Origin of the sequence: Streptomyces sp. WELS2 (assembly GCF_013870595.1) — a bacterium.
Lineage (GTDB): Bacteria > Actinomycetota > Actinomycetes > Streptomycetales > Streptomycetaceae > Streptomyces.
Genome location: NZ_JACBWZ010000180.1, coordinates 1 through 9,618 on the forward strand (window position 1 = coordinate 1; position 9,618 = coordinate 9,618).

A 9,618-nucleotide genomic window follows, 5' to 3' on the forward strand; every position below is an offset into this window, starting at 1 on the left:
GAGCGCTCCCCGCACACCGGTCCGCCCGCGCCCGAGCGGGACGCCTGGGAACTCGCGCTGATCGAGGCCGCGCTGGCGACGGGCGTCCCCCTGCTCGGCGTCTGCCGGGGCATGCAACTGCTGAACGTCGCCCTCGGCGGCACGCTGGTCCAGCACCTGGAGGGACACGTGGAGACGGTCGGCGTGTTCGGCGGGCACCCGGTCAAGCCGGTGCCGGGGACGCTGTACGGCGGGATCGTCCCGGAGGAGCTGACCGTGCCGACGCACCACCACCAGGCGGTGGAGCGGCTCGGCGCCGGGCTGGTGCCCTCGGCCTACGCGGCGGACGGCACCGTGGAGGCCGTGGAGCTGCCCGCGGAGCGGGGCTGGGTGCTCGGGGTGCAGTGGCACCCCGAGCAGAGCGGGGACCTGCGGGTCATGCGCGCCCTGGTCGCAGCCGCTTCCTGAGCCAGGCCAGGGCGGCGTCGCCCTGGGCGCGCTGGAAGGGGCGCAGGGTGGGCAGGCCGGGCGGGGCCGGTTGCAGCGAGCCGTGCAGGAAGTATCCGGTGAGGGCGGCCAGCGCCGCGGTCACGGCGGCCGGGTCCGCGGTCCGGCCCACGGGGTGCGCGGTGAACACCTCGTCCGGGTCCGGTCCGCCCTGGGCCCGCACGCACGGCAGCATCACCAGCAGGTCGAACCAGGGCGCGGCGCGCAGGGCGTGCGGCCAGTCCACGAAGACGACGCCTCCGTCGTCCGTGAGCAGGATGTTGTCCGCGCGCAGGTCGTGCGCACCTTGTCCACGTAGCCGGCGTGGGTCGGGTAGAGCCGGCTGAGCACCGGTTCCGCGGTGGGCGGGAAGGACGGGTCGGACGGGTCGCCGTCGTCGTGGCGGTCCCAGGCGTCGGCGTCGCCGTTCCACGGGTCACGGGCGCCGTACAGGCCGCAGAAGACACCGCTGCCGGTGGTGTCGCGCAAACCGGTGAGGGTGCGGGTGGGCACCGTGACGTCCGGCAGGCGGACCCCGCCGGCGGCCAGTCCGGTGGCCGGGTCGCGCAGGAGGGTGCTCAGCGGCTGCCCGCTCGGCGGACGCGTACCGCCCCGCGCCCAGGCGGCCAGGTGACGCAGCGCCGCGTTCATCGCCCAGTGGCCGGGCCCGTCGTTGAACGGGGCCGAACCCGCGGCGCAGTCGGCCGACGGCGCGGCGGGGCCCGCCGACTTCCGCACGGTGGGCTCGCCCGTGTCGTAGGCCCACTGGTCGCCGTGCGCGGTGCCGGCCAGCTCCCAGTGCACGACGCTGTCGGTGTCCGGCTGCCGTGCGACAGCGGCGCCGGGCACGTCGGTCTCGGTGAGCACGACGAACGTGGGCACCGGCAGGTCGGTCCTGATCCGGGACGGGTTGGGCATCCGCAGGGTGTCGGCGAGCACGCCGCTGATCGGCGCGGCGATCGCGCTGTTGCTGTGCACCATGAAGCCGTCGTAGACCCCGGACACCGGCTGGACGGCGTTGACGTAGGTCGTCATGAAGCCCGCCGACTGCGACTCGCCGTCGGCGAGCAGGGTCCGGACCGGGAGCCCGCCGAGCGGGTCGGGCCCGTCCGGGGTGCGCAGTGCCTGGCCCGCCTGGGAGAAGATGTCGTAGGCGAAGGCGTCACCGGGGTGGACCAGGCTGCCGTACCGCGCCGGGTCCCAGCCCTTGAGGCCCTTGATCTCGCCCAGCCCGCCGTCGACCCCGACGGCCTGTGCCGAGACGCCCACCCAGGCGTAGCCCTGCCGCAGCAGTTCGTCCCGTTCGAACCAGTAGTCCGGCGAGAGGTCGAGCTGGCCGCTGACGTTGAGCCACTCCACGACCACCGTGCCGTTGAACTTCGCCGGGTCGACGGGGCGGCGCACCAGCAGGCGGCTCTTGTAGGGGGCGGTACCGGACGCGCGGACGTTCCACCGGCCATCCGGGGCCCACAGGCCGGACTTGGCGTACGACGTGGCGGTGCCCGAGATGAAGTACTCGCTCTCGGTGTAGCCGAAGGAGCCGAGGTCCTCCGCCGCGGCGAGGAACGGGAAGCCGTGGCTGCCGGCGGGCGGGACGGTGACGGTGGGGGTCGCGGCCCCGGCGGCGGAGGCCGCGGCCCGGGCGGCCGGCGGCGTGCCGAGAAGGGCGCCGCACAGCAGCGTTCCCAGCACGGTGGCGGTGACGGACCGCCGGGATAATCGGGTGGACATGCGCACGGTTGCCTCCGTGAATGCGGGTTCCGATGGGCTGGAACCGCAGTCTCGGGCAACGGTGGCGGGCTGCCATCGGCGAATCCACCGGTGTTCCGAGGGCGGTGAACGGTGGCGTACGACTACGCCGCGTGGATCCACACGCGTGGGGTGCACGAAGGCCGTGGGTCTCCGTGGGGCCGCGACATCCGATCCGCAAAACAATCCGGAGGAACAGCAGCCCCCGGCCCGCCGGTCGCAGCGGAAGCAGCACCGGCCGTGTACTTGACCCGTTCGGCGGACGGCGCCTCCGCCCCCGCGGCGGAGCGGGAAGGAAGACGGGGACACGGCACCGGCCGCGGCATCGAGGTGGCCCCGTGAACGGCCACCGGAACACGCCCGACGGCCGGTGCCGCCCGCACCCGCAGCACACCAGGACGGTATCCATGCAGACGTTCCTGCCCGACCCCGACTTCCGGCGCTCCGCCCTGCTCCTGGACCGGCGCCGGCTGGGCAAGCAGCGGGTCGAGGCGCTCCAGGTCCTGCGCGGGCTGACCGTGCCCGGCTACGGCTGGCGCAGGCACCCGGCCGTGCGGATGTGGAGCGGTTACGAGGAGGCCCTGGTCCGCTACGGTCTGGAGATCTGCCGGGTGTGGCGGGAACAGGGCCACCAGGACAGCTGCGCCGCGTCACTGGTCGCCGACTACGCCGGTACCCGCCCCGGCGCTCACGTGCGCGACCAGGCCGCGCTCGCCCGCGCCGGCGAACTGCCGCCGTGGCTCGGTGACGACGGCTTCCACCGCAGTCACCAGTCCGCGCTCGTCCGCAAGGACCGGGAGACCTACGCGGACCTGTTCCCCGGCGTCCCCGACGACCTGCCGTACGTGTGGCCGTCCTCGGACCGCGAGGCGGAGGGGCCAGCGTAGGGCGACCTCGCCGGAGCGGCGCGCGGTACGCGCACGGGCACCGGCTTCGTCGGGCCCCGTCGTACACGCCGTCAAAGACCGTACCGGACCACCGTGTCCCGGGCGGGACCTCGGGTTTCCATGGACGCGTCGGCCGCGGGCCCGGGACCGGTGTGTGTCCGGCAGTAGTCGTCGCGGACCGTCCGGTAGCCGGGCAGGCGGACAGTGCTCAGCAGTCGCGCCCATCGCGCGGCGTTCGTCTCGATGCCGCGGGCGACGCGGTCGCGGGCGGCCCGGTCGGGGGCGTCGACGAGTTGCCGGGCGTGCTCCCATGCCTGGGCACGCCAGGACCGGAACAGCTGCCGGGCGGTGAGGCCGGCGATGGGGTTCCAACGGTCGTCGGCGAGGGCGACGACCAGGTCGTAGCGGCCGGCGACATCCTGGACGGCGGGGCCGTAGGCACGGTCCAGGACGGCCTGGAAGCGGTCGTAATCGGGCTTGCGCGTGCCCCCTCCGGGACGGGTGAGTCCGAGGGCGGCGAGGACGTACGGCATGTCCCGCTGGATGTGCGCGTTCGCTCCCAGGAGCACGTCCTGCCCGGCGTTCACATCCAAGGTGCGCGCCGCCGCGAACGCCGCCTGCCAGGCGGCCGGGACGGGGCGTCCCGCGCGGTCGGCCTCGTAGGCGTCGAGGTACAGGCCGACGAAGCCGGTGTTGAGGCTGCCGGCGAGCCAGGACGGCTCGTCGAAGGGTTCGCCGTGGGCGACCGCCGTCTCCAGCGAGCGCTCGAGGTGGACGTAGATGGCTGGAAAGGGGGCGCTGTGGTCGCAGCCCAGCCGGTCCCGGATGCCCTCCAGGGCGCGGCGCGCGTCCTGCACGCAATGGATGGCCGGACCCTCGCACACGAGGGGCCCGGCCGTGACCGTGGGCGACGTGACGGCGGAGGCGGTGCCGCCGCTCAGGGCGAGGACGGCCGCCATGGCGACGGCCGTGCGTGTACGGACTCCGCGCGGCCGACGGGCCATGGCTCGCCCCTCCTCGTACTCCACGGCGGTGGGTGTGTCGCCTGCTGGAACGAGGCCGGGGGACGGGAGGTTACGGCCGGCGAGCCGGGGCCCCTTCCCGCGCCTGGGCCGTGCCACATCTCCGGCGCCCCGGCGTGAAAGGCCGGTGCAGCCCGCCCGTCGGGCCCGCGTCTGTACGGGCGGGCCCGACGGCGGCCTCCCGGAACAACAGGTGGCCTCACGGAACCACCGGTGGCCTTCCTGAACCACCGGTGGCCGACGCGGGGGCGTCGCTGTGCACGCGACCGGTCAGATCACTCCGAGGAGGCCGTAGCCGCCCAGGTGGGTGTGCTCCTTCTGCGGGAGGCCGACGGACGGGGCGGTGATCATGCGGCTGCCCTTGGCGGTGGGGCCGCCGGTGCCGCCGGGGAGGACCCAGACCGCGCCGGTGGAGAAGTTCTCCTCGGCCGCGCTGATGAAGAGTTCGGGCTTGCCGTCCTTGTTGATGTCACCGACGGCCACGGTGCTGCCGAACGAGTCCTCGGCCTCATCCGCGTCGGGGATGTCCGCGGTGTTCTGTGTGAAGGCGTAGGCGCCGGTGCCCAGGGCCCCGGTGCGGCGGCCGGGGATGACCGTCACCTGCCCGGCGTTCCTCCGGCCCGTGTCCTCCAGCGGCGCGCCGACCACGATGTCGGCCAGCCCGTCCCGGTTCAGATCCGCCACCGTGAGGGCGCCGCCGAACTTGTCCTCCTTCTCGCTCGCGTCGGGGACACCGGGGGTGTCCTGGGTCAGCTGCACGGGTTTGGCGTCCCGCGCGATGCCGTGCGCCGAGCCGTACCACAGGAGCACCCGGCCGCCGAGCGCGCCGTCGACTCCGGGCTTGTCCGGCTCGTCCGGGTCCCCGACCGCGAGATCGGTGTATCCGTCGCCGTTGACGTCCCCGGTGGCCGCGATCAGGCCGTTGCCCTTCTGCTGCTCACCGTCGAGGACGGGGTCGAGGTAGACCGCGCCGCCGCTCAGTTCGCTCAGCCGGACGGTGACGGCCACCTCGTCGGGGTAGCCCCATCCGTTGAAGTCACCCAGCGCGACGCTGCCGACGCTGGCGGTGTCCCGGGACTCCCTGGCCTCGCCGTAGGTGCCGTTGCGGCCGAACGGGCCGGTGAACCTCATCATCCCCTCGTACCCGGCGACGAGCACCTCCGTCTTCACACCGGGGCCGGTGCTCAGCGCGGCCACGTCGAGGCCGTAGTAGCTGCCCGCGGTGGTCGCCGGCAGATCGGTACCGGAGGTGAGCCCGTTCTTGCCGCCCCACAGGACCGTCACCATGCCGGCGTCCCTGCCCCGCGGGGTGTCCTCGTACGGCGTGGAGACCACCAGGTCCGCGTAGCCGTCCCGGTTCAGGTCGGCCGTCGCGGTGGCGGAACCGAACCCGTCGTCCGGCTCCGCCGCCCCCGGGATCCCCGCGGTGTTCTGTGTGATGATCGCCCGCCGGGACGTCGACAGCCCCGACTTCGACCCGTAGAGCACGACCACGGCGCCGGCTCCCGCCTTGCCGGCGACGTCCGCCCCGGGCGCGGGCAACACGGCGTCGCGGTAACCGTCGCCGTTGAAATCGCCGGGCACCGCGCCGTGCACGGCTGCCGCGGGCGTGGCCGGCAGCAGCGGAGCGCCCATGACGGCGGCGATCAGGAACGCCCCCGGTCTCCAACCGCCGCGCCGGCGACATCTGTTCACCATGAATCGGATCCCCTCCCTCGCGGCGCGCCTGTCGTGCGCCGCGGTCAGGGCATCCTAGGGGGCACCCGCGAAGCACCGGCAGCAGCCCCCGCCGGCGGGCGCCGGCCGCCCTGTGGTGGGTGCCGAGGAGCGGGTTCGGTGCGTGTCCTGGCCCGAACCAGCGGTCTGTCGCACTTGTGATCCATATACAGAAAGGAGCGGACTGGGTACGGAAAGTAGTCGATTTCCCGTCCCGCTCCGCGTGTTCATGCGGAAGGATTGTCTTCGGCCTTCATGGCACCAGCCCCGTAGCGGCTTTCCGTGGGCCGCTGGAAGGAGGAACGAGATGGACGACCCGGAAGTGACGGGTGAGGAGTACGAGTCCCCGATGATGGTCGAACTCGGGGAGTTCGCCGAGCTGACGAACGGCATCGGTTCCCAGTCCTGGGACACCATCTGGCTGTGGGACTGAGGTCCCGCTCGTGCCCGACACGCACGAGCCGGGCGGTGAGGGCGAGTTCGTCATCCTTCCCGACCGCGACGGCGTCCGCGCCCCCACCGCCCCGGGCACCGAGGTCCTGGCCACTCATCCGTCGGGACGGCCGCTGATCGTCGGCGCGCTCCACGGCGACCGGCTCCTGGTGAGCCGTACCCCCGCGCGAACCGTCGCGGTGGTGGGCTTCTGCCCGGTGGACCGGCGCCTGCTGGAGACCCGCCTGGCCGGCAAGCGGACACCGGCGGACATCCAGGCGGCCGTGTCGGGGCTCCCCGGCAGCCATCACGTCGTCGTCTCGTCCGGCGGAACGGTCCGCGCCTGGGGTACGTTGGCCCACACCCGGCGGCTGTTCCACGGCGCGGGGCCGCCGGCGTCCAACCGCGCGGACCTCCTGGCCGCCGGCGCCACCGCACTGGACGAGACCGCACTGGCCCTGCGGCTGCTCCTGCCCGGCGTGCCGCACCCGCTGTCGGAGACGACCGTGTGGCAGGGTGTGCGAGCGCTGCCCGGGGACCACTTCCTCGAACTGACCCCGGACGGCAGGACACGGACCGGGCGGCGATGGAGCCCGCCCCGCCCCGAGTCGACCCGCGCCCAGGCCGCCGTGCTGCTGCGTGAGGCTCTCTCCACCGCCGTACAGGCCCGGGTCGAGCCGGGCGCGGTCGTCAGCTGCGACCTGTCCGGCGGGCTCGACTCCACCCCGGTCGCCTATCTGGCCTGGCAGCGAGCGTTCCGGCTCGTCGCCTTCACCCTCACCGGTCTCACCAGTGAGGACGACGACACGGAAGCGGCGGTACGAGCGGCCGGTCACATGCCCGGAGCCGACCACAGGCTGATCGGCGCGGACGCGCTGCCCCATGCCCTGGAAGGGCTCTTCGACATCCGCCCCCGGCACGACGAGCCCTTCCAGGGGCTGCAGAGCGCACGCTTCCTGGAATTGGCGCGCCTGGCCCGGTCGGCCGGCTCCCGGCTGCACCTGACGGGCCACGGCGGTGACGAGGTCCTGACAGCCCCGCCGTCCTACGTGCACACGCTGATCCGGCAGCGTCCGTTGTCGGCCCTCGACCACCTCCACGGACAGCGGGGGTTGCGGCGGTGGTCGGTGCGGCAGACCTGGCAGCTGGTCAGCGACCGCCGCTCGTACGGGACTTGGCTCGCGGACAGCGCCCGGCACCTGTGCTCGCCGATGCCCGGCCAGTGGCGCGTTCCCCCGCCGCTTTGGCACCAGACGCTGCGGCTCCCGCCGTGGATCACCGAACAGGCCGCGGAGGCGGTGGCGGACGCGCTCACCGACGCGGCCCGCCATGCCCGGCCGCTGGCCGAGACCCGTACCCAGCACCTGGCCCTGGAGAACATCAGGACGTCCGGACGGATCGCCCGGCTGGTGGACCAGCTGACGGGCGAGGCGGGTGTGCGGACCGCCACGCCCTACCTCGACGACCGCGTGGTGGAGATCTGCCTGGCGACCCGCCCCGAGGAACGTTCCACGCCCTGGGAGTTCAAACCGCTGCTGCGGGAGGCCCTGGAGCGGACCGTGCCCCGTGGAATGCTCCAGCGTTCCACGAAGAACGACATGGCCGAGGACGTCCACACCGGCCTGCGCGGCCGGCGGCAAAGGCTCGCGGCGCTGTGCGAGGACTCGCGGCTGGCCCGGATGGGACTGATCGACGCCGGGAAACTGCGCCAGGCGTGCCTGGCCCCGCAGCGGCCAGGGCCCCTGCCGGCCGCCCTCATCCTGACGCTCAACTGCGAATCCTGGCTGCGTGGCCGCGGGTCACCCATGCCTCGCACCACCGCCGGCGGCCCCGTGCCCGGCGGGGCCGGCCCGTGACACACCTACCGGAGGAACATGGTGAGGAAAGCGAGAGGTGCGGCCCTGGCGCGGCCCGGCGATCAGCGGCCCCTGACCCCGGGACGGCGTCTGTGCGCGGTGCTGGCCGTCGGCGCGGCACGCCTCCTGACGCGCCGGCCGCCCCACGACGTGCGGCGCGTGCTGACCCGCTTGGCCAGGGGAGCGAGACCGGCGACCTACGAGGAGGCGGCGGCGGCACGAGCGGCGGTTCTCCGGGTGAGCGTCATGTGCGCCGGTGACGGCTGTCTCCAGCGGTCCGTGGCCATCGCCCTGCTGTGCCGTGCGCGGGGCGCGTGGCCGACGTGGCGGGTGGGGATCCGTACGATGCCTTTCCGCGCGCACGCCTGGGTGGAGGCGGAGGGGACCGCGGTCGGGGAAAGCACCGACACCGCCCTGTGGCGGCCGCTGATCACCGTCGGGAACCACTCCTGGGCAGGGGAAGCCCGGCCATGACGCGGAGACCACGACCGCACCCCACGTGACGACCGTCGCGGCCGGGGACGGGCCGGTTTCTGCCGGGCGAGCGCGGCGGACGGTACCGCTTCATCGAGCGGCTACGGTCCGCCGGCCTCCTGGACTCCGGGCAGCGGCGGCCCGCGCCGGGCCCGCCACGGCCGGCCGGCTCATTCTCCGGGCCACTTGTCGCCTCGTACGCGGGCGTGGAGGTGTTCGTCGTGCCACCCGTCCGCGTGCAGGAGGGCACGGCGCATGGTGCCCTCCAAGGCGAAGCCGGCCCTCGTCGCCACCCGGCAGGACGCCGGGTTGGCCACGGAGTGGGCGAGGCGCAGCCGGTGCAGGCCCAGGTCGTCCACGGCCCACCGGCTGAGGCGCACGGTGGCGTCCGTGATGACGCCGGCGCCGCGGCCGGCGGGCAGCAGCCAGTACAGGATCTCGGCGCTCCCGCCGCTCAGATCGATGTCCCCCCAGCCGATCAGCCCCATGGGGCGCTCGCCGAGGCGCGCGACGGCCCAGATCGCCGTCTGCTCGGATGTCCATCGCTCATGCCAGCGTGCGATCCGCGCCCGGGCGTCCTGAAGGGAGACGTCACGCCCCGGACGGTTCCACTGCTGGATATCCGGGTCTTGAGCGGCGTCCACGAGGGCCTGGGCATCCTCTTGCCGCCACGGACGCAGTTCCACGTCCCCGTCGAGCCGGAACACGGGTTGTCCGCTCCGGCTCATCCGGCCCGCGGGCACCACGGCAGGTGTCGAAAGGATCATCGGGGCATCATGCCACCAGGGTCGTGGGAGGCAGGGCGCGGTCGGGGACGACGGGCCCGTCAGTGTCCGCACCGTCACCGCGCCGTTCCCCGCTCCCGCGCCGGGTGCGGTGTCCGTGCGTCGGTGGACGTGCGGTACACCTACCGGCTCCCAGGGCCGGCTCCGGGGTGCCGATGCCGACGAGGAGGAGGTCCGCGGCGGCCCTGGGCGATGGTGCCGGCGCGGGCACCGAGGCGACCCGCCCCGGCGG

At 74.0% G+C, this 9,618-nt stretch carries 9 protein-coding genes and 1 pseudogene; 5 read left to right on the forward strand and 5 right to left on the reverse strand.

Features of this window, described 5'->3' with window-relative positions; translation table 11 throughout:
* Nucleotides 1-447, forward strand: a 447-nt coding sequence (locus tag H5J33_RS13625; protein ID WP_181795169.1) for a gamma-glutamyl-gamma-aminobutyrate hydrolase family protein, incomplete at its 5' end; no start/stop codon positions are given.
* Here H5J33_RS13625 and H5J33_RS13630 read toward each other — a convergent pair.
* Together H5J33_RS13630 and H5J33_RS13635 are read right to left on the reverse strand one after the other, a co-directional pair.
* A pseudogene (locus H5J33_RS13630) lies at nt 416-763 on the reverse strand (aminoglycoside phosphotransferase family protein); the annotation flags it as partial. The gene H5J33_RS13625 and the pseudogene H5J33_RS13630 overlap by 32 nt on opposite strands.
* Nucleotides 661-2,196, reverse strand: a complete 1,536-nt coding sequence (locus tag H5J33_RS13635) for an alpha/beta hydrolase domain-containing protein (RefSeq protein WP_181795170.1) — start codon at nt 2,194-2,196, stop codon at nt 661-663. The gene H5J33_RS13635 and the pseudogene H5J33_RS13630, both read right to left, overlap by 103 nt.
* Before the next feature lie 425 nt (nt 2,197-2,621).
* On the opposite strand from H5J33_RS13635, the gene H5J33_RS13640 reads away from it, so the two are divergent.
* Entirely contained in the window at nt 2,622-3,101 is a 480-nt protein-coding gene (locus tag H5J33_RS13640) for an MSMEG_6728 family protein (protein WP_181795171.1), read from the forward strand.
* A gap of 71 nt (nt 3,102-3,172) precedes the next feature.
* Here H5J33_RS13640 and H5J33_RS13645 read toward each other — a convergent pair whose 3' ends face one another.
* Both H5J33_RS13645 and H5J33_RS13650 read right to left on the reverse strand, forming a co-directional pair.
* Nucleotides 3,173-4,105 (reverse strand): DUF5995 family protein, encoded by a 933-nt coding sequence (locus H5J33_RS13645; RefSeq protein ID WP_181795172.1) that lies wholly within the window; start codon nt 4,103-4,105, stop codon nt 3,173-3,175.
* 288 nt (nt 4,106-4,393) lie between these two features.
* Nucleotides 4,394-5,821, reverse strand: a complete 1,428-nt coding sequence (locus H5J33_RS13650) for an FG-GAP-like repeat-containing protein (RefSeq protein WP_181795173.1) — start codon at nt 5,819-5,821, stop codon at nt 4,394-4,396.
* A 325-nt stretch (nt 5,822-6,146) separates the two neighbouring features.
* Between H5J33_RS13650 and H5J33_RS13655 the strand changes: the two genes are divergently transcribed.
* Genes H5J33_RS13655 through H5J33_RS13665 form a run of 3 tightly spaced genes read left to right on the forward strand, consistent with a single transcriptional unit; the run spans nt 6,147 to nt 8,601 of the window.
* Nucleotides 6,147-6,272, forward strand: a complete 126-nt coding sequence (locus tag H5J33_RS13655) for a lasso RiPP family leader peptide-containing protein (RefSeq protein ID WP_181795174.1) — start codon at nt 6,147-6,149, stop codon at nt 6,270-6,272.
* Nucleotides 6,273-6,282: 10 nt separating this feature from the next.
* A complete protein-coding gene (locus H5J33_RS13660) occupies nt 6,283-8,127 on the forward strand; it encodes an asparagine synthase-related protein (protein WP_181795175.1) in 1,845 nt (614 codons plus the stop codon).
* Between the two features lie 18 nt (nt 8,128-8,145).
* A complete protein-coding gene (locus tag H5J33_RS13665) occupies nt 8,146-8,601 on the forward strand; it encodes a lasso peptide biosynthesis B2 protein (RefSeq protein ID WP_181795176.1) in 456 nt (151 codons plus the stop codon).
* 170 nt (nt 8,602-8,771) lie between these two features.
* Here H5J33_RS13665 and H5J33_RS13670 read toward each other — a convergent pair whose 3' ends face one another.
* On the reverse strand, nt 8,772-9,368 hold the full coding sequence (locus H5J33_RS13670; protein WP_181795177.1) for a GNAT family N-acetyltransferase: 597 nt from the start codon (nt 9,366-9,368) through the stop codon (nt 8,772-8,774).
* Nucleotides 9,369-9,618: the final 250 nt, after the last annotated feature.